Annotated in this window: 16 protein-coding genes; 11 read left to right on the top strand and 5 right to left on the bottom strand. The window is 70.6% G+C overall.

Going from position 1 to position 20,210, the window contains the following annotated elements:
- Positions 1 to 70: 70 nt before the first annotated feature.
- The 3 genes from ACFVUT_RS29280 to ACFVUT_RS29270 all read right to left on the bottom strand — a co-directional run bounded on the left by ACFVUT_RS29280 (position 71) and on the right by ACFVUT_RS29270 (position 3,025).
- The gene (locus tag ACFVUT_RS29280) at positions 71 to 1,297 is read right to left on the bottom strand and encodes an MFS transporter (RefSeq protein WP_389655407.1); all 1,227 of its coding nucleotides are present in this window, start codon (positions 1,295 to 1,297) and stop codon (positions 71 to 73) included.
- Between the two features lie 87 nt (positions 1,298 to 1,384).
- Entirely contained in the window at positions 1,385 to 2,140 is a 756-nt protein-coding gene (locus tag ACFVUT_RS29275; protein ID WP_389655405.1) for an IclR family transcriptional regulator, read from the bottom strand.
- A gap of 132 nt (positions 2,141 to 2,272) precedes the next feature.
- On the bottom strand, positions 2,273 to 3,025 hold the full coding sequence (locus tag ACFVUT_RS29270) for an SDR family NAD(P)-dependent oxidoreductase (protein ID WP_389655403.1): 753 nt from the start codon (positions 3,023 to 3,025) through the stop codon (positions 2,273 to 2,275).
- Between the two features lie 429 nt (positions 3,026 to 3,454).
- Here ACFVUT_RS29270 and ACFVUT_RS29265 point away from each other — a divergent pair, with 429 nt between their 5' ends.
- From ACFVUT_RS29265 to ACFVUT_RS29240, 6 genes are all read left to right on the top strand, one after another.
- The gene (locus ACFVUT_RS29265) at positions 3,455 to 5,065 is read left to right on the top strand and encodes a sensor histidine kinase (RefSeq protein WP_389655401.1); all 1,611 of its coding nucleotides are present in this window, start codon (positions 3,455 to 3,457) and stop codon (positions 5,063 to 5,065) included.
- Positions 5,062 to 5,469: a roadblock/LC7 domain-containing protein gene (locus ACFVUT_RS29260; protein ID WP_389655399.1), complete on the top strand. Its 408-nt coding sequence runs from the start codon at positions 5,062 to 5,064 to the stop codon at positions 5,467 to 5,469. Before ACFVUT_RS29265 ends, ACFVUT_RS29260 begins: the two co-directional genes overlap by 4 nt.
- Positions 5,466 to 5,837, top strand: a complete 372-nt coding sequence (locus ACFVUT_RS29255; protein ID WP_389655397.1) for a DUF742 domain-containing protein — start codon at positions 5,466 to 5,468, stop codon at positions 5,835 to 5,837. Before ACFVUT_RS29260 ends, ACFVUT_RS29255 begins: the two co-directional genes overlap by 4 nt.
- The gene (locus tag ACFVUT_RS29250; protein ID WP_389655395.1) at positions 5,818 to 6,432 is read left to right on the top strand and encodes an ATP/GTP-binding protein; all 615 of its coding nucleotides are present in this window, start codon (positions 5,818 to 5,820) and stop codon (positions 6,430 to 6,432) included. Before ACFVUT_RS29255 ends, ACFVUT_RS29250 begins: the two co-directional genes overlap by 20 nt.
- A 66-nt stretch (positions 6,433 to 6,498) precedes the next feature.
- Positions 6,499 to 8,055, top strand: coding sequence for a cytochrome P450 (locus ACFVUT_RS29245; RefSeq protein ID WP_389655393.1), 1,557 nt, complete (start codon positions 6,499 to 6,501; stop codon positions 8,053 to 8,055).
- A gap of 208 nt (positions 8,056 to 8,263) precedes the next feature.
- Complete coding sequence (locus ACFVUT_RS29240; protein ID WP_389655391.1) at positions 8,264 to 9,610, top strand: 6-phospho-beta-glucosidase; 1,347 nt, start codon at positions 8,264 to 8,266, stop codon at positions 9,608 to 9,610.
- Between the two features lie 652 nt (positions 9,611 to 10,262).
- Here ACFVUT_RS29240 and ACFVUT_RS29235 read toward each other — a convergent pair.
- Together ACFVUT_RS29235 and ACFVUT_RS29230 are read right to left on the bottom strand one after the other, a co-directional pair.
- A complete protein-coding gene (locus ACFVUT_RS29235) occupies positions 10,263 to 11,282 on the bottom strand; it encodes a hydroxyacid dehydrogenase (RefSeq protein WP_389655389.1) in 1,020 nt (339 codons plus the stop codon).
- A gap of 152 nt (positions 11,283 to 11,434) precedes the next feature.
- Positions 11,435 to 12,469, bottom strand: a complete 1,035-nt coding sequence (locus ACFVUT_RS29230) for a LacI family DNA-binding transcriptional regulator (RefSeq protein WP_389655387.1) — start codon at positions 12,467 to 12,469, stop codon at positions 11,435 to 11,437.
- 82 nt (positions 12,470 to 12,551) lie between these two features.
- Here ACFVUT_RS29230 and ACFVUT_RS29225 point away from each other — a divergent pair, with 82 nt between their 5' ends.
- From ACFVUT_RS29225 to ACFVUT_RS29205, 5 genes are all read left to right on the top strand, one after another.
- A complete protein-coding gene (locus ACFVUT_RS29225; RefSeq protein ID WP_389655385.1) occupies positions 12,552 to 13,868 on the top strand; it encodes an ABC transporter substrate-binding protein in 1,317 nt (438 codons plus the stop codon).
- Between the two features lie 77 nt (positions 13,869 to 13,945).
- Positions 13,946 to 14,812, top strand: coding sequence for a carbohydrate ABC transporter permease (locus tag ACFVUT_RS29220; protein ID WP_389655383.1), 867 nt, complete (start codon positions 13,946 to 13,948; stop codon positions 14,810 to 14,812).
- Positions 14,813 to 14,838: 26 nt separating this feature from the next.
- Entirely contained in the window at positions 14,839 to 15,705 is an 867-nt protein-coding gene (locus tag ACFVUT_RS29215) for a carbohydrate ABC transporter permease (protein WP_389655381.1), read from the top strand.
- Between the two features lie 4 nt (positions 15,706 to 15,709).
- A complete protein-coding gene (locus tag ACFVUT_RS29210) occupies positions 15,710 to 17,509 on the top strand; it encodes a DUF2264 domain-containing protein (protein ID WP_389655379.1) in 1,800 nt (599 codons plus the stop codon).
- On the top strand, positions 17,506 to 20,196 hold the full coding sequence (locus ACFVUT_RS29205) for a carbohydrate-binding protein (RefSeq protein WP_389655377.1): 2,691 nt from the start codon (positions 17,506 to 17,508) through the stop codon (positions 20,194 to 20,196). Before ACFVUT_RS29210 ends, ACFVUT_RS29205 begins: the two co-directional genes overlap by 4 nt.
- Positions 20,197 to 20,210 lie beyond the last annotated feature (14 nt).

The following is a 20,210-nucleotide window of genomic DNA, read 5'->3' as shown; positions in this document are numbered from 1 at the left end:
CGGACTCCGGGACCGGACGAATGAGTGCGAGGGTCTCACCAGCCGGTGCGGCACCACCCGGTGCAGGCGCTCAAGCGGCCTGCTCCGGACGCCTGCTCACCCGTGGGTGCCAGGCCAGGATCAGCGCACAGGCCACGGCGGCGGCCAGCGCGAACTCGTTCATCGCCTGCGCCATCCCCTGATAGGTCACCAGCAGCCCGGCGGCGACGGCCGGCAGTCCCAGGCCGGCGTACACGATCGTGTAGAACGTGGCGAGCACCGCGCCGCGCGACTCGGGTGCCTCGGCGGTCACCGCCGCCGTGACCTGCTGCATCCCGCCGGAGAACGCCAGACCATGGCCGAAACCGACCACCGCGGTGGTGACGAAGAGCAGGACCAGCGACTCCATCCGGCCCACCAGAAGCAGGCCGCCCATGCCGACGAGCAGCAGCGTGAGACCGATCCGCTGGGAGACCACCGGCGCCAGGCCGCGGACGGACAGCTGGACGACGGCCGAGCAGACCATCACGAGCGCCGCAGCGGCCGCGCCCACCACCAGATTGTCGACGCCCAGCAGATCGGTGATCCAGGACGGCACGACCGCCTGGAAGAGCCCCACCACCGCCCACGCCGTGGCGGACGCGGCCACCGCGACGGCGAACGCGGTACGGATCCGCCGCGGCACCCGGGGCAGCTGCACCGAGGCCCGTTCCCGCACGGCCCCCGGCGCCCGTCGGCGGCTCCCGGGCAGTAGCGCGAGCGCGACGGCCGCAGGCACCAGGGTGACCAGATACAGCAGATACGGCAGTACGAAGCCGTCCGGCAGATACTCGGCCACCACACCCGCGAAGACCGGGCCGAGTGCCGCCCCCGCCGCGGTCGTGGCGGTGGCCGCGACACCGGCTCTGCGGTGGTCGCCGTCGGGCTCGTGTTCCGCGAGCGCGGCTGCTCCGGCGGCCGAACACGTACCGACGGACAACCCCTGCGCGATCCGGCCGGCGAACAGCCAGCCCGTCGAGTCCGCGCAGGCCATCAGCACGGCTCCGGCCGCACCGAACAGCAGCGCCGTGGCCAGCACGGGCCTGCGGCCGATGGCGTCGGAGAGCGGCCCGAAGACCAGCAGGGCGGGCACGAGCGCTGCCGCGTACACGGCGAACACCAGGGTCTGCACGACGGGGGAGAAGCCGAACTCAGCGCGGTACAGGCCGTAGAGCGGGCTCGGCATATTGGCGCCCACGAGCAGAACGATCAGGACATATCCGATGCCGTGGAAATGGCGGCGTATCCACCGGACGGGCTGATGGCCTCCGGCTGTCATGGTGCTCCGTTCTCGACACGGCCCGGCACGGCAGGTGGCCGTCGCCCGGGTCGAGCCGTGTGGCATGAGTGGTGGTGAGGGCCGGCGTCAGACCGTGCCCAGCAGTGCGGCGGACCGCTGCAGTTCCTCGGCGCGGCGCACGAGTGCCGCGTCGTCGCCCCGGTCGGCGGGCGCCGATGCCATCAGGGCGAGCCGGTCCCGCCAGCTGGCCCCGGCCAGTGGAACGGCGACGGCGTTCATCCCCCATACCGACTCCCCACGGCTGAGGGCGTACCCGAGGGAGCGGATCTCGTCGAGCTCCGCGAGCAGCGCGGACCGTGAGGTGTGGGTGTTCGGGGTGACGTCCGGCAGCTCCTCCTGCGGGTAGAGGGCGCGGACCTGTTCCGTCGTCATCCGGGACAGCAGCATCTTGCCGCCCGAGGTGGCGTGGGCGGGGTGCGTACGGCCCATCTCCAGCATCACCCGCACCGGGTGCGATGACTCGCGGCCGTCGGTGATGATGATCTGGTCGCCGATCAGTGCCGCGGTCTGCACGGTCTCGCCGGTACGTCGTACCGCGTCGTCCAGCACGGCTCCGAGCTGTTCGCGGACGGCGGTGCCGAAGCCCGCCGGGCGGCCGAGCCGCACCAGTTCCGGACCGGCGGAATAGCCGCGGCCGGAGGAGTCGCGGATCGTGAAGCCGCGCCCCTCCAGGGTGCTGAGCACCCGGTGGGCGGTGGACCGGCCGACGGAGAGCAGCTCGGCGGCCTCGGAGACGGTCAGCGTGTCATGGGTGAGGAAGAGCTGCAGCAGCCGGAGCCCCGTGTCCAGCGATTCGATGGTGTAGCCCCGCGTCGGTCCCATGGCGTGTCCGCTCTCCCTCGCTGTCCGGTACGGCCTCTTCGGCCTGCGTGCGTCGCCTCGTCGGTTTCCGGTACGTCCAGTGACGGGACGCCCAGCGACGGAACGTACCCGGACATGATCCGGGGTGTCGCCTCAGACCGCGGTGTAGCCGCCGTCCACGACGAGTTCGGTGCCGGTCACGAAGCGGGATTCGTCCGAGGCGAGATACAGCACCCCGTACGCGATGTCCTGCGGGGTGCCCCGGTGTCCCATCGGGGTGGAATCCAGCATCCGCCGCGCGTAGGCGGCGGCCTCGGGCGAGGGATCGGCCGAGAGCGACCTGCTCAGTTCGGTGTCGATGGATCCGGGGTGGAGGGAGTTCACCCTGATGCCGGAGGCCGCGTAGGTGGCGGCATCGGCCTTGCTCATCAGCCGTACCGCTCCCTTGGAGGCGTGGTACAGCGGGATGCGGGCCCCGCCGACCAGGCCGTTGACGGAGGAGAGGTTGATGATGCTGCCGGAACGGGCGGGCAGCATGTGGCGCACGGCATGCTTGGTGCAGAGCCAGGTGCCCTTGACGTTGACTGCGAAGAGCGCGTCGAACTCCTTCTCCGTGGCTTCGTGCGCGGGCTTGACCGGCCCGGTGATTCCGGCGTTGTTGACCAGGATGTCGATCCGTCCGTACGTCCCGGCGATCTCGTCGAAGGTTCGCTCGACGGCCTGCTCGTCGGTGATGTCCAGCTCCCGGTACGCGGCCGCGCCGCCGGTGTACCTCTCGGCGGGGGCCACGTCGGCGGCGACGACCGTCGCACCGTGCGCGGTGAGGACGCGGCAGATCTCCGCACCGATACCGCCCGCACCGCCCGTCACCAGGGCGACCTTGCCGTGTACTCGTCCTTCAGTCATGAATGTGTCCCTTTCGATCCACTTCGATCACATGTGCGCTCGTCCCGTTGTGCGGGACGGGTATGGATCGTCTCCGGAGTCGATTCGTTCGACTCCTTCCTCACCCACCGTACTCCTGTTGGATTAGTGCCTGGGGTGGCCCCTCGTTCGACGTTGGGCCTGTCCCGCTGTCCGGTACATGAAGTGGTGAATCCTGCGGATTTCCCTTGATCGTCACTCCCCGCGCACGCGTGGCGGCACTGCGTGCAAAAACTCGTGAGTGTATTACCGCGGGAGCGCTCGCGCAGGGGGTTGGGTGAATGTGCCGAAGCACTGATTCGATCTGACTAAGCTCACGCGCAGCGAAGTCGAGTTGAGATGAATTCGAGCGCTTGTTCCTGAGTGTCCTGCAAGCGCCTATCCTCCCGAATCAACCGCCAGAGGTTCTAGATGGTTCGTGTTGAATCACCGCCGATCGAACGAGAAACCCCCGTCGTTCGCGCCCTGTTGCTGCCCGTGCTCCTGATGGGCGGTGCGACCGCCGCCGCGGTGGCGCTGGTTTCCGAGGCCGCGCGGATACCACTTGTCTGGTGCGGTGGGCTCGCCACTGTCGTGGTCGCCGTGCTCACGGTCCGACTCGCCCGCAGGGGAAGCGATCTGCGCATCCAGCGAGCGGTGTACGAACGGCGCTTCGCCGACCTGGAACGGCGCATCGCCACACACGACGACGAGACGGTCCGGCTCAGCAAGGAGCTCCTGCCGGCCGCCATCCACCGGCTGCGCGTGGGTAATTCACCCGAAGAGGTGCTCCGGGACGTCGTCGACGCGGACGAGCTGTACCGCGATCTGCCCGACGCCCAGCGCAACCTCGTCTACACGGTGCTGAACATCATCGACAACGAGGAGGCGATGCGTGACTCCGCGCAGCGCGCCTTCGTCAACGTCGCCCGGCGCGTCCAGGCGATCGTCCACCGTCAGGCGAGCGAACTGCGGGAGATGGAGGAGCACCACGGGCGCAACCCCGACGTCTTCGACGACCTGCTCCGCATCGACCACGGCACCGCGCTGATCGGCCGCCTCGCCGACTCCATCGCGGTACTCGGCGGCGCCCGCCCCAGTCGCCAATGGCCGAAGCCCGTACCGCTGTTCAGCGTCCTGCGCGGCGCCATGTCACGCATCCTGGAGTACCCGCGCGTCGATCTGCACTCGATCGCCAAGGTCGCCATCATCGGCACGGCCGTCGAACCGCTCATCCACGCCTGCGCCGAACTCCTCGACAACGCCACCCGCTACTCGCCGCCGCAGACCCGGGTGCACGTCACCGCGGTCGAAGTGCAGACCGGCATCGCCATCGAGATCGAGGACGGCGGAGTCTCGCTCAGCGAGGAGGCCCGCGCGCGGGCCGAGAGCATGCTCGCCAGGGCCCAGGCCGGCTCCAACATGAACGACCTCGGCGAGTCCCCGCGGCTCGGCATGGCAGTCGTCGGACGGCTCTCGCGGATGTACGACCTCCAGGTCTCCCTGCGACAGTCGGCCTACGGCGGTGTCCGCGCCGTGCTCATCGTGCCCCGCGCCATGATCACCACCGGACCCGCTCCCGGCATCGCCCACGGCATCGGCGCCACGTCGAGGCCCACGAGCGACATCGACCACGAGGCCATGAAGCACGTCGTGCCGGCACGACGCAAGCCCCGCACCCCCGTGGCCCAGCGCCCCGCCACCGGGCCGGTCGCACCCGTCACCAGGCCGGTCGCCCCCGCGGCCGCCATGGAGGACGACGTCCCCGTGGTGACCGAGTGGACCGCGGGCGGCCTCCCGCAACGCCGCAGCCGCGGCCGGGCCCCCCTGGGCTCGCACAACCTCCCCGCACAGCCCGCCGACCCCACCGCGAGTCGGCGCAACGGCCACGCCAACGGTCACGGGCAGGGGCCCGACAACGGCAAGGAACAGCCCCCCGGGCTCTGGCTGGAGGCCTTCACCAACGCCGTCAACGGAGTGCCGCAGGACCCGAAGACCGACGAAGACTCTGACGACGCCTGGGACAAGGGAGACCTGAAGTGATCCAGCAGCGGGGAAACATGGACTGGATGCTCAAGGAACTGGCCGACGACGTGCCGGACATCCACCAGATCGTCGTGCTCTCCGCCGACGGTCTGCGCATCGCCCGGCACGGCGGCGACCCCGATGTCGCCGACCGGCTCGCGGCGGCCTGCGCGGGCCTGCAGAGCCTGGCCGCCGCTGTCGCCACCGAAATCCCGTACAGCGACGGCCTCATGCGCCTGGTCGTCATCGAGGTCACCGGCGGCTTCTTCTACCTGATGGCCGCCGGCACCGGCGCGTACCTCGCGGTCCTCGCCGGTGAGACCGTCGACGCGGGGCTCGTCGGATCACGGATGCGCGACCTGGTCGTCAGGATCGGGGCCCACCTGACGAGCCCGCCGCGCCATGACGGGCAGACCGGATGAATGCTCCCCGACGAGAACGCCGAAAGGCCGATCCGGCGCTGAGCGACCCGGAACGGCTCTACGTCATCACCGGCGATCCCGACGGCAGCGAGCGGGCGCCGCTCGACCTGGTCACGATGGTCGTCGCGAAGGCCGAGCCGACGCCGATGGTCCAGCCCGAGCAGGCCGTGATCCTGCGGCTCTGCCAGGCGCCGTTATCCGTCGCCGAGATCTCGGCCTACCTCGGTCTGCCCTTCAGCGTGGTGGCATCGCTCCTCACCGAACTCCTCGCGACCGAACTCATCGAAACGCGCGCGCCCATCGTCCGCGCCACCCTGCCCGACAGGTCCCTCCTCGAAGCGGTGATGCATGGACTTCAGAAGCTCTGACACGATCACCGGCCCCCGGCGCGAAGACATCCTGCCCACCACGGCGACCGCCGCGGTGAAGGTCGTCATCGTCGGCGGGTTCGGGGTCGGCAAGACGACCATGGTCGGATCCGTCAGCGAGATCCGGCCGTTGACCACCGAGGAGACCATGACCCAGGCCGGCGTCGGCGTGGACGACAACTTCGGGGTGGAGAACAAGACCGCCACCACCGTCGCCATGGACTTCGGCCGGATCTCCATCAGTGACGAGCTGATCCTCTATCTGTTCGGCACCCCGGGCCAGGAGCGGTTCTGGTTCCTGTGGAACGGACTGTTCGAAGGCGCCCTCGGCGCGGTGGTCCTCATCGACACGCGCCGACTCGAAGTCAGCTTCGACGTCATCGGGCGGCTGGAGGAGCGCGGTGTGCCGTTCGTCGTCGCCATCAACACCTTCGCGGACGCTCCGAAACACCCCGTCGAGGCGCTGCGTGCCGCTCTCGACCTGCCCGAAGAGGTCCCGATGATCGACTGCGATGCCCGGCTGCGTGCCTCCAGCCGCGACGTACTGATGACGCTGATGCGCTACCTGCACAGTCTGGCCCTCCCCCTCGCCTGACCACAGCACACACCCCCCGCGCGTCCCACCCGTCTGGTCCTTGGAATCCTGATCCCTGGAGCGATCGTGACAACCCCCTTCCACTACGAGCCCGCAGCGGCCCAGGGGCCGGTCCCGCCCCCCGAGTGCCCGGCCCACGGCCTCGGCGGCATCGGCCCCGGCGGAGTGCGTCGGTTCTACGGCCCGGAGGCCGAGCAGGACCCCCACGGGCTGTACGACAGACTGCGCGCCGAACACGGCAGTGTGGCCCCCGTGCTCCTGCACGGCGACGTGCCCGCCTGGCTGGTCCTCGGGCACAGCGAGAACCTGCACATGACCCGCACCCCGTCGCAGTTCTCCCGCGACTCCCGGCGGTGGCGGGCCCTGCAGGACGGCACCGTCGCACCGGACCATCCACTGGCGCCGATCTTCACCTGGCAGCCGATCTGCGTCTTCGCCGACGGCGCCACCCATGAACGCCAGCGCGGCGCGGTCACCGACAGCATGGGCCGCATCGACACCCGCGGGGTGCGCCGCCACGTCAACCGCTTCAGCAACCGGCTCGTCAACGACTTCTGCCAGGAAGGCCGCGTCGAACTGGTCAGCCAGTTCGCGGAACGGCTGCCGATGATGGTGATGTGCGCGATCCTCGGCATGCCCGAGGAGTACAACGACCGGATGGTCCAGGCCGCCCGCGACATGACCCGCGGCACGGCGACCGCCGTCGCGAGCAACGCCTACGTCCTGGAGGCGCTGACCCGCCTCGTCCAGCGCCGCCGGCGCGAACCCGCGGACGACTTCGCCACCTGGCTCGTCGAGCACCCGGCAGGACTGAACGACCAGGAGGTCAGCGAGCATCTGCGGCTCATCCTGATCGCCTCCTACGAGGCGACCGCCAATCTGATCGCCAACGTCCTGCGCATGGTCCTCACGGACCCCCGCTTCCGGGCCCGGCTCAGCGGTGGCCACATGACGGTGCCCGAAGCGGTCGAGCAGACACTGTGGGACGAACCTCCGTTCACCGCCGTCTTCGGACGCTGGGCCGTCGGTGACACCGAACTGGGCGGCAAGCAGATCAGGGCCGGCGACGCCCTGATCGTCGGCATCGCACCGGCCAACACCGACCCGGTGGTACGACCCGACCTGGGTGCCGACATGGAGGGCAACCGCGCCCACCTCGCGTTCAGCGGAGGCCCCCACGAATGCCCCGGGCAGGACATCGGACGTGCCATCGCGGACGTCGGCGTCGACGCCCTGCTGATGCGGCTCCCCGACCTCGAACTCGCCGTCGACGAGAGCGAACTGTCCTGGATCGGCAACATCATGGGCCGGCACCTGGTGAAGCTGCCGGCGGACTTCGCCGCGCGTGCGCCGCAGGACGACAAGGAACCTCCGTCCATGGGGAGGCCGAACCCTCCGCGTCAGGACTGGGAGGTGCAGTCCACGGTCCGGCACACCACCCCCGCCCCCGTGCGCGCGTCCGGTGCGGCACCGGCCGCGCCGGGCGCCGGCGGCGCGACGTTCGCGGCGACGGTCACCGACGAGCCCGGGAGCACGCCCACCGGGCAGACCGCCACGGGCCGACTCCCGCGACAGCGGGCAGGGCTGTGGCGGACCGTCGCGCGCTGGTGGAGCGGCACCTGACCCGCTCGCCCGACGGGCCGTGACGGGACGACCCGCACCGCCGGACCGGTGGACGATTCGCCGGACCGGTGGAATCAGCGCGCACCAGCGGCCCGGTGGCCACGGACCCACGGGGCCACGGTCACCGGGCCGGGGGCGCGCCGGCGGGCAGCCGCCGTCCGGGGTCGCTCGGGCCGCCGCCTGCCCGGCCCCCGTACCATGCGGAAGCGTGAAGCTGACAATTCTGGGCGGCGGCGGATTCCGGGTTCCACTCGTGTACGGGGCGCTGCTCGCCGATCACGCCGAGGGCCGCGTCACCGCGGTCACCCTCTACGACACGGACGCCGACCGGCTCACCGCCATCGCCCGGGTGCTCGGCGAACAAGCCGCGAACGTCCCGGACGCGCCCGCAGTCACCGCCACCCGCGACCTGGACGAGGCGCTGCGCGGCGCCGACTTCGTCTTCTCGGCGATCCGCGTCGGCGGTCTCCAGGGACGGGCCGCCGACGAACGGGTCGCCCTCGACGAGGGGGTACTCGGCCAGGAGACCGTCGGGGCGGGCGGCATCGCGTACGGGCTGCGCACCGTGCCCGTCGCCGTCGACCTCGCGCAGCGCATCGCACGGCTGGCCCCGCATGCCTGGGTCATCAACTTCACCAACCCCGCCGGCCTGGTCACCGAGGCCATGTCCCGTCATCTGGGCGACCGGGTCATCGGCATCTGCGACTCCCCGGTGGGCCTCGGCCGCCGGATCGCGCGGGTGCTCGGCGCCGACCCCGACCGGGCCCGGATCGACTACGTCGGCCTCAACCATCTGGGCTGGGTGCGCGGACTGCACGTCGACGGGCGCGACGAACTTCCGCGCCTGCTGGCGGACCCCGAACTCCTCGGCTCGTTCGAGGAAGGCAGACTCTTCGGCGTCGACTGGTTGCAGTCGCTGGGCGCCGTCCCCAACGAGTATCTGCACTACTACTACTTCAACCGGGAAGCCGTGCGCGCCTACCAGGACGCCGAACAGACCCGGGGCGCGTTCCTCCGCGAACAGCAGGAGGGTTTCTACGCCCGGGTGAAGGACCCGGGCGTCCCCGCACTGCCTGCCTGGGACCGCACCCGTGCCGAACGGGAAGCCACCTACATGTCGGAGAACCGGGAGGTCGCCGGGGTCGGTGAGCGGGACGAGAGCGATCTGGAGTCCGGGGGCTACGAGAAGGTGGCGCTCGCTCTCATGCGGGCCGTCGCCCGCAACGAGCGGACCTCGCTCATCCTCAACGTCCGCAACCGCACCACCCTTTCCGTGCTCGACGCGGACGCCGTCATCGAGGTGCCGTGCCTGGTCGACGCCAACGGCGCCCGTCCCGTCGCCGTCGACCCGCTTCCGTACCACGCCGTCGGCCTGGTCACTGCGGTCAAGGCCGTCGAGCGCGCGGTCCTGGACGCGGCGGAGAGCGGCTCACGCGCCACCGCGGTGAAGGCCTTCGCGCTGCACCCGCTGATCGACTCGGTGACCGTGGCCGGGCGGCTCCTCGACGGGTACACGAAGGTCCACCCCCAGCTCGCCCGTCTGAACCGCCCGTAGTGCTGCGGCCGGAGAGGTTCACCGTTCCGCTGCGAGGACCGTGGTGTGGTGTGCACGGTGCTGATGCCTGCTCTTGCTTCCGGACCGTGGTGTGGTGTGCACGGTGCTGGTGTCCGCCGTCGCTCCGGCTGTCAGTCCGGCGCATCCACACGGTCACGGCGCGGACCACGTGCCGATGTCGCCGTGTGGTCCGGCTGGGAGGAGCGGAGCTCACTGCTGACCATGAGGTGGAGCTGCGCTTCCAGCCACGCATCGGCGTGAAGCGGGCCCGGACCGTGGTGTCCGCGTCGGTCGTGACAGTGGGCGCCGTGCCGCCGTCCAGCTCCTTCGTGGCCCGTTTGACCAGGCCGCGGTTGGACAGTGCCGCGAGCGTGTCCGCCGTGAGGGCGAGCAGGTCGGGGCGCGCGGCAAGGGTGCCGCTCGGCGTGGCGGTCATCGGCCCAGCCTCTCGGCGACGAACTCGGCGAGGCGGCCCGGTGTCATCGCCCCGATATGTGCCCCGGCCGAGGCGAGCCGCCAGCGGCGCACCGTTCCGCCCCCTTCACACCCGGACAACCCGCTCTGCCGCGGGCTTTTCGATCAGTGGTGCCACAGTAGAACGGACCACTGACAACGCAGCGTGACCGGAATGGCCGTCCGGTGAACCCGCAGGTCAGCCGCTGTACGAAAGCTCGTCCCTGTGCACGGGGCGAGCCAGGGCCCGTCCGGACACCAGCCGCTCCACCTCGTCGACCGCCGCGTTCCCGAGCCGTGCCAGCTCATTGCCGAGCGAGCCCGCCAGATGCGGTGTCAGGAACGCGCCCGGCAGGTCCAGGAGCGGGCTGTCGGGCCGCAGGGGCTCCGGATCGGTGACGTCCAGCACGGCACTGATCCGGCCCGTCGCCACCTCGTCCGTCAGTGCCACCGTGTCGACCAGTGCCCCGCGCGCCGTGTTGATGAGTACCGCTCCGTCCGGCAGCAGCCCCAGCCGCCGACGGTCGAGCAGGTGGTACGTCTCGGCGGTGGACGGCGCGTGCAGGCTCACCACGTCGCATCCGGCGAGCAGTTCGTCGAGTCCGGCCGGCCGCGCGCCGAGGGCCCGCACAGCGGTCTCGTCGGCGTACGGATCGCTGAGCCACACCTCCAGATCGAACGGCCGCAGCAGTTCGATCACCCGCCGGCCGATCCGTGAGGCGCCGATGACGCCCACCCGCCGCCGGTAGTTCCCGAGCCGGGTGCCGAGGTCGTACGGCGACAGCGCCCCCCGTTCCCGCCTGAGCCGTTCCCGGGCGGTGAAGACCCCTTTCCCGGCGAACAGGACTGCGGCGAGGGTGTATTCGGCGACCGGCACCCCGTTGACGTCCGCGCCCGATGAGACCGCGATGCCGCGATCCCAACAGGCGTCCGTGATCAGCGACTTGACTGATCCCGCGCTGTGGACCACGGCCCGCAGAGCGGGTGCGGCGGCCAGCACCGAGGCGTCGACCGGCGGGCAGCCCCAGCCGGTGATCAGCACCTCCGCGCGGGCGAGTGCCTCGCGTACCGCCGGATCGTCGAACCGCTCGGCGACCAGCGGCGGATCCACCGGGAGGTCGACGGACGAGGCCAGCCGCTCCAGGACATCCGGAGGGAACAGGTCCGGCACATGGCGGGTGTGCAGGCAGAGCAGCGCCGGGGGGCGGGCATGAGCCACGGGAGTACTCCGATCGGCAGGGAGCCGGCTGATCACCGGGAGAGGAAGTGACTATTTCGAAAATCTGCGAAAATGCAAGCCCCGGTCGGACATCTCACGCCGCCTGCCGCGCGGGCCCGGGCCGGAATCCGGGCCTCACGTCCGGACGGGGCTCACCTCGCGGGCGGCGTACTGCTCTCCCGGACGATCAGCTCCGTGGCCACCTCCGCCCGTGTCGTCTCCGGCTGTTCCCCGGCGATGAGTTGAAGCACCATGCGGGCGGCCAGCGCGGTCATCTCGTCGAGCGGCGTACGCACCGTGGTCAGCCGCGGGGTCACCCAGTCGGCGAACGGCAGATCGTCGAAGCCGACGACGCTCAGGTCGTCCGGGACACGCAGTCCGAGTGCCGCTGCCGCCCGATAGGTCCCCAGGGCCTGATGGTCGCTCCCGGCGAAGACCGCGGTGGGCCGGTCCGGGAGTCTCAGCAGGTCGAGGGCGTGCTGATGGGCGAGCCCATGGGTGAAATCGCCGTAGCGCACCAGCTCTTCGTCGAACGGCAGCCCGGCCTCCTCCAGCGCCGAGCGGTAGCCGCCCACCCGGGCCCGTGAGGTGAGCCGGTGGGCCGGTCCGCTGATGATCGCGATGCGCCGGTGCCCCAGTTCGACCAGATGGCGGGTGGCGGCGAGACCTCCGGGCCAGTTGGTGGCGCCCACCCAGGGCACGCCCGGCGCCGGTTCCTCGATCGGGGCGACCAGCGCGAACGGGATGGCGAGCCTGCGCAGCTCCTCGTGCTGCTCGGCCGTCAGTTCGGGCACCACCAGGATCGCACCCCGGGAAGGACGGGTGGCCAGCGAGTCCAGCCACTGCCGGGCCAGTCTGGTGCGGCCGTGCGTGGCTGACACGACCATGCCCATCCCGACCCCGTGCAGGGCTTCCTCGGCCCCGCGGATCAGCTCGACCGCCCAGGGGCTGTCCAGCTCGTTGATGACGAACTCGATGAGTCCGCCCCGGAGTTGAGAGGTCGGCGGGCTGTTCCGGGCGAGGTATCCGTACTGCTCCAGGAGCCGCTGAACCTTCGCCCGGGTCTTCGATGACACGTCGGATCTCTCATGGAGCACCTTGGACACCGTGGAGACCGAAACCCCAGCCTCTTTGGCAATCTCTGCCAGCGTGCTGCGTGTCGATTCGTCCCCAGCCGTTGACGTCATCCGATGTTTCTCCTACGTTTCGAGCGAACCGTTGTTGCGAAAACTATCGCAACATCATTTTCGGGCACAGAGGTGGTCTTCGATGAACCGATGGGGTACCGGCGCAAGGATGCGCGCGGCGCTTTCGGTGTGCGGCGCACTGCTGCTCACCGCTTGTGGCGCCGGTTCGGGCGGCTCGGGCGGTGACAGCGACGAGCTGCTCGTCTGGGTCGACAACACCCGTACCGCCGCCGCCAAGGAGTATGCCAAGGCGCACCCGGACCAGAAGATCCGCGTGGTCACCATTCCGCCGGACGCGGGATACGTCCCCACCAAGGTCTCCCTGGCCAACCGGACCAAGCGGGGCTGGCCCGACGTGGTCTTCCTCGCCAATCCGTCCGAGACCGCCACTCTCGCAGCCGAGCCCTTCAACTACGCGGCACCCCTCGACGACGCCGTCCCGAAGGAGACCCTGGAGGGCTTTGCCCCCGGCGCCCTCGACACCTGCACCTTCGACGGCCAAACCTACTGTCTGCGCAACGACATCGCGCCCGCCATCCTCTGGTACGACAGCACGCTGATGAAGAAGTACGGCTATGAGGTGCCCACCACCTGGGAGGAGTACCGGAACGTCGGCCTGAAGGCCGCTGCCGAGCACCCGGGCACCATCGTCGGGTCCGTCGCAGGAAAGTACGGGGCGGGCCTCTACTTCGGCAGCAGCGGCTGCCCCACCCGCGACACCCTCAGCCTCACCAAGGTGCGCATCGACACCACGGACGCCACCTGCGGCCGCGTCGCCGACATCCTCCAGCCGCTCGCCGAGAAGAAGGCCGTCACCGAAGTCGTGCCGACCGAGCCGTCCTTCGCCAAGCTCGGTGCCGACGACAAGATCCTGATGCTGCCCGGCCCGGCCTGGTTCGGCGACTTCATGTTCAAGCCGTCCTTCAAGGTGCCCGACGGCCGCATCGCGGCGGCCGCGATGCCGGTCTGGTCGGGCGAGTCCACCTCGGCGGCGGGACAGGTCGGCGGCGGCGCGTTCGTCGTGTCGAAGCACGCGGGCAAGCGCACCGAGGCCGCCACGGACCTGGTCACCTGGCTGACCACCGATGTGGCCCTGCAGGCCAAGCAGCCCACGTACCCGGCCTTCACCGCGGCGGCGACCGAATGGGGCAAGGCCAAGGCGAAGGACACCTACTACGCCACCAATCCCGTTCCGGTTCTCACAGAGGCGGCCGCCAACCTCCGCCCCGGCTTCGGAGCCGTCCGCTACGAGGCCGAGTGGCAGAGCAGCTTCAACGACACCGTCGGTGCCGCGGTCGGTGCCGGCAAGTCCGTGAAGAGCGCACTCGGCAGCTGGCAGGAGCGCCTTGTCCAGGCCGCCAAGACCAGCAACTACACGGTCGAACGAGCCGCGCAGTGACTGTCACCAGCAGTCGTCCTCCGGTCGGCATCACCCCGCATACGCCATCCGCGCACACCACGCAGCAGAGAAGCCCCATGAAACGGGCCCGCTCCCTCGCCGCCTGGGCCCTGGTCGGTCCTTACACCCTCTTCCTCGTCCTCTTCGGTCTCGCTCCGGCCGGATACGCGCTCTGGACGTCCTTCGTCCACGACGGCGCGTTCGCCGGCACCCGGAACTGGACCGGAGTCTTCGAGGACTACCGGCTCGTCGATTCCGCCGCCCACGTAGGCATGTACCTCCTGCTGTGGCTGCCGATCCTCGTCCTGCTGGTGCTGTCGCTCGCTCTGACCCTGCACGTACGGCCCGGCCGTTTCTCGTCCACGATGCAGTTCGTCTACTACCTGCCGGGCGCCGTCACCGGATCCGCCGCCGCACTGCTGTGGCTGTTCATGGTCAGCCCCGACGCCAGCCCGTTCAGCCCGATCCTCGACCTGTTCGACATCACCAGCGCCACCGACGCCCTCTCCGGGCAGAGCCTGATCTCCGTCCTCACCGTGATGGGCGTCGCCGTCCACGCGGGCGGCTGGATCATCGTCCTGTACGGCGCGCTCAACGCACTGCCCCAGGACGTCATGGAGGCCGCCCAGGTCGACGGGGCCTCCACCTGGCGGACCACCTGGCACATCAAGCTGCCCATGGTCCGCAGCTACGTCGCGTTCGTCCTCATCTCCAGCTTCGCCGCCGGCAGCCAGGTCTTCGTCGAGCCGACCGTGCTCACCACCGGCGCGCCGGGACAGATCAGCCCCACCTGGTCGGTCAACCAGCTCGCGTACAACTACGCGACCCAGGAAGGGGACTTCGGCAAGGCCGCCGCTCTCTCCCTGGCCATGCTCGCGGTCGGCCTGCTGGCCGCCTGGATCGTCATCAGCCGCACCCGCATGTACGAAACGGACCACCGGTGATCACACGTGAGAGGCGTCCGAGTCCGATGAACGCCGTATCCCGCTCCGCACGGCTGCTCTTCCTCCTCGGCGCCGCCGTCTTCTTCGGACTCCCGCTGCTGTGGCTGGTCCTCGCCCCGACCCGGACCGCCGACGACCTCACCACCGGATCGTCGCTCGGCTTCGGCTCCCTGGGCAACGTGGGCAACGCCTGGGACCACCTGATGAGTTACAACGACGGGCAGATCACGCTGTGGATCGGCAACTCGGTGTTCTACACCGCGGCCAGCGTCGCCCTGTCCCTGGTGCTCTGCGTCCCCGCCGGATACGTCCTGGCCAAGCACGACTTCGGGGGGCGCAAGCTGCTGCTGACCCTCTCCATCGTCTGCATGATCCTGCCCCCGGCGGCCCTTGTCCTTCCCCTCTACCTGGAGATGAACGCCTTCGGTCTCACCGGCACGCCCGCGTCGGTGATCCTGCCGCTCTCCTTCTACCCGTTCGGGGTGTACCTCGCCTATCTGCACTTCGCGGCCAACCTTCCCGACAGCCTGCTGGACGCCGGCCGGGTCGACGGAGCGGGGGAGCTGCGGCTGTTCTGGTCGATCGGCATCCCGCTCGCCAAGCCCGCCATCGGGCTGATCGCCTTCTTCTCCTTCACCCGTACCTGGACGGACTTCTTCCTGCCGTTCGTGATGCTCGCCGACGACCGGACCTACACGCTCCAGCTGGGCCTGATGTCCCTGCTCCAGTCGACCGGCGCCGTCAACGCGTCCAGCGGCTTCAGCGACCTCGACATCCACCAGCCGGAAGCCGCGCTCGCGGGCCTCGTCGCCTGCGTGCCCACCCTCATCGCCTTCCTCTTCGCCCAGCGCTTCCTGCGCACGGGACTGCTGGCCGGCGCGGAGAAGGGGTGAGGAGATGACGGACGACCGGACGACCGCGGACGAGAACACCGGCGGCACCCCGACCGAGGACCGCGCCTGGCTGCAGAGCCGGGCCCGCGCCCTCACCGAACCCCTGCTCCCGCACTTCAGCCCGGGCCGTGCCCGGCTCCGCCTCGGCGTCAACACCGCCATCCACGACGATGCGGCCGCCGAACTGGAGGCGTTCGCACGCCCGTTGTGGGGACTCGCCCCGCTTGCCGCGGGAGGCGGACACTTCGCGCACTGGGACCACTGGGTACGCGGCCTGGCGGCCGGCACCGACCCGGACCACGCCGAGTACTGGGGCCTGCCGGGGCCGCACGATCAGCGCGTCGTCGAGATGGCCGCCATCGGCTTCGCGCTCGCTCTCGCCCCCGACCGGCTCTGGGAGCCGCTGGCACAGTCGGAGCGCGAACGGGTCGCCCGCTGGCTGAAGTCGGGCATCTCCTGCCCGGTCACCGACAACAACTGGCTCTTCTTCCCCGTCCTGATCGGTCTGGGCCTCGACCGGGTCGGCGTGCCCCACGACCGTGAGCGGGTCCGTGCCTGCCTCGACGAGCTGGAGACCTTCGCGCTCGGCGACGGCTGGTACGCGGACGGACCCACCGAGCGCCGCGACTACTACGTGCCGTGGGCGATGCACTTCTACGGACTGCTGTACGCGGCCCTCGCCGAGGACAGCGATCCCGAGCGGGCCATCCGCTTCCGGATGCGAGCGGCACTCTTCGCCCCCGACTTCCAGCACTGGTTCGCCGACGACGGCGCGGCGGTGCCGTACGGCCGCTCCCTCACCTACCGGTTCGCCCATGCCGCGTTCTGGTCCGCACTACCGTACGCCGGGGTCGAAGCCCTGCCCTGGGGCGTCGTCAAGGGCCACCTGATGCGCCATCTGCGCTGGTGGCAGCAGTGGCCGGAAGCCGCACCCGGCGGTCTGCTCTCCGTCGGCTACACCTATCCGCAGCCCGCGCTCGCCGAGCAGTACAACGCCCCCGGCTCGCCGTACTGGGCGATGAAGACCTTCCTGCCCCTCGCACTGCCCGCCACCCACCCCTTCTGGACGGCGGCCGAACACCCGGCCCCGGCGATGCCCCCCGTCTCCGCCCAGCCGCACGCCGGCGCGGTCCTGATGCGGTCCGGCGGCGACGTCACCCTGCTCGCCGGACGGCAGCACCACGCCTGGGTCCGCCACGGAGCCGAGAAATACGCCAAGTTCGCCTACTCCTCACGGTTCGGCTTCAGCCTCCCCGCGGGGCCCGTCGGCCTGGAGCAGGGCGCGTACGACTCGATGCTGGCACTCAGCGACGACGGCGGAATCCACTACCGGGTACGGGAGGAGCCCAGGGACCACCACGTCACCGACTCCACCGTCCGCTGCACCTGGCATCCCTGGCCCGATGTGGAGGTCACCACCTGGCTGACCGCCGCCCCGCCCTGGCACCTGCGTGTCCACCGCGTCCGCACCGCGCGCCATCTGCACACCGCGGAAGGCGGCTTCGCCCTCGACCGCGACTCCGCGCCCGCCCGGCAGGCAGGACCCGCCCACGCCCGCGCAGCCGGGCCCGCAGGACTCAGCGGGCTGATCGACGGCGACGGCCGTCGCACCGGGCAGCTCGTGGACTGCCTGCCCGGCACCAATGTGCTCGCCCGTCGCACCACGCTGCCCACGCTCACCGGCGAACTCCCGCCCGGCGAGCACTGGCTGCGCTGCGCGGTCCTCGGCGCCCCGCCCGGACCGGACGGCGAGACCGCCTGGAAACGCCCACCCGAACCCCCGAACACCGGAGGCTGTACATGAGACCGGCTTTCAGACCGTCATCGCTGGTGGCCGCCGCGGCTGCCGCACTGATCGCCCTGCCGCTCGCCCTGCCGGGGGTGGCGACCGCCGCCGGACAGGGCCGGACCTACGAGGTCGCGACCTGGGGGTCCGACCGGTCCCCGGGCAGCGCACAGCACCCGCTGCGCACGATCGCACGCTGCGCCGAACTGGTACGCCCCGGCGACAGCTGTCTGATCCACCGCGGCACCTACCGCGAACAGGTGACCCCGCCCTCCGGCCGGGCGGACGCACCGATCACCTTCGCCGCGTACGGCGACGGAACGGTCACCATCGACGGCACCGAGACGGTCACCGGCTGGCAGGACGCGGGCGGCGGCCTGGTCGCGACGAGGACGGACCTCCCGCTCGACGCGAGCGAGAACGCCCTCTTCCTCGACGGCGACCGCGCCATGGAGGGCCGCTGGCCCAACTCCGGCACGGACCCGCTCAACCCGACCTGGGCCGTCGCCGAAAGGACCTCCACCGACCAGCACATCGACGACCCCGACCTGCCGGCCGGTGACTTCACCGGCGCCACGGTCCATCTGTGGGCTGGCTCCAACCCCTGGAGCCAGCAGACCGGAACCGTCACCTCGACCACCGCCGGCGCCCTCGACTTCAAGGGCGGCAACTACCGCTGCGACCCGCTCTGCATGGGGGACCAGAACTTCCGCAACTACTATCTGGTCGGTGCCAAGGCCGCCCTCGACCAGCCGGGCGAGTGGTACTACGACAAGGCCGAGCGGAAGCTGTACCTCGTCCCGCCGAAGGGCGGCATGGCCGGCCACACCGTCACCGCCAAGCAGCGCTCCTGGGGCGTCGACCTCAGCGACAGCTCCTACGTCACGGTCCGCGGCCTCGACCTGTGGGGCACGTCCCTGCGCACCGGCGAGGACAGCACGGGCGTCGTCGTCGAGCGCCTGAACGCCCGTTACGTGTCCGAGTACTCGACCCTGCCGATGCCCGCCGACGACGAACTCGCGATCGAACCCGGTGAGGGCCACATCGTCGTCTCCCGCATCCTCGACTCGGGCGTGCAGATACTCGGCACGGGCAACACCCTGCGCGACAGCGAGATCGGCTACTCGGCCGGCACCGGCGTCCTCGTGCGGGGCAGCGGAAACACCGTCACCAACACGTACATCCACGACATCGGCTGGATGGGCAGCTACACGCCGGGCATCGAGATCAACGGCAGTGACCACACCGTCACCCACAACACCATCCGCCGCACCGGGCGCGGCAGCATCGACGTGTCGTGGCAGCTGAACGGCGTGCCCTTCCACGGCAACCGGATCGCCTACAACGACCTCTCCGAGGCGATGCGGACCTCCCGCGACGGAAGCCCCTTCTACGTCTGCTGCAACCTGGACGCCACCGGCACGAGTGTCGACCACAACATCGTCCACGACCACGACGGTCAGGTCGGCTACTACATCGACAACTCCTCCGGCAACTTCCTCCTCCACCACAACGTCGCGTACAACACCGGAACCCGCGGCACCTTCTTCAACGGCCACAGCGGGGTCAGCCTCGGCAACCGGGACCACCACTCCTCGTACGGCCCCGGCATCACGGGTGCGTCGGTCCGCCTCAGCGGCGCCACCGACGCCACGGGGACGTACGTCAGCAACATCGTCGGCATGACCAAGACGGAGATCTCCGGCCCCGGCGACCCCGCCCCGATCGAGCGCAGCAACCTGCTCCCGCCCACCGACCCGCGCTACGCCGACGCCCGCAACGGCGAGCTGTGGCTGCTCGACGACTCACCGGCGATCGACGCGGGGGAGACGGTCGACGGGGTCACGACCGGGGTCCGCGGCGCCGGTCCCGACCAGGGCGCGTACGAGTACGGCGACGCCATCTGGTCCGCGGGCTGCGACCTGCCCGGCTGCCAGTCGCGCCTGCGCAACGACGGATGGACCGCCACGGCGTCCGACGGCAGCGACGCCTCCGCCGCGGTGGACGGCGTGCAGACCACCCAGTGGCAGGCCACCGGACTCCAGGCTCCCGGGCAGACGCTGACCGTCGACCTCGGCACGGCGAAGACGGTGGGCAGGCTCGCCCTCGACGCCGGTCTGGACGCCACCGGGCATCCGTCCGGATTCACCGTGGCCACCAGCCGTGACGGCAAGCGGTGGGACTCGGTCGCACAGGTCGCGGGGCGCTCCTTCACGCAGGAAGCGGTCTTCGCACCGGCCACCGTCCGCTATCTGCGGATCACCCTCACCGCTCCCGGCGACACCGCGTGGGCCGTGAACGAGGTCCGGCTGTACGCGGACGGTCCGGACGCGGCCACCACGCTCCAGGCCGAACAGGCCACCGACGTCAAGGGCGTGGAGCGCGGCGAAGCGGCCACCGGGGTTCTCGGCTCCGGCGACCGGTTCGGCTTCCGCAAGGTGCAGTTCGGCGCGGGGGCCGACCGGCTGACCGCCCGTCTCGCGGCTGCCGGAAACGGCCGCACCGGAGTGCTCCAGCTACGCCTGGACAGTCCGAAGGGCCCGCTCGTCGGCGTGCTGCCGGTGAAGGCCACCGGCGGTCCCGACGCCTGGCAGGAGCAGTCGGTGAAGCTGCTGCGCACCGTCACCGGCTCGCACGACATCCATCTGGTCGCGGCGGGCGGCTCCGAGGTCGCCGCGGTCGACTGGTTGACGTTCCGCAAGTGATCCGGCCGAGGGGG

It is taken from the genome of Streptomyces sp. NPDC058051 (assembly GCF_042885475.1).
Lineage (GTDB): Bacteria > Actinomycetota > Actinomycetes > Streptomycetales > Streptomycetaceae > Streptomyces.
This window is presented reverse-complemented; position numbering and strand designations above follow the sequence as displayed.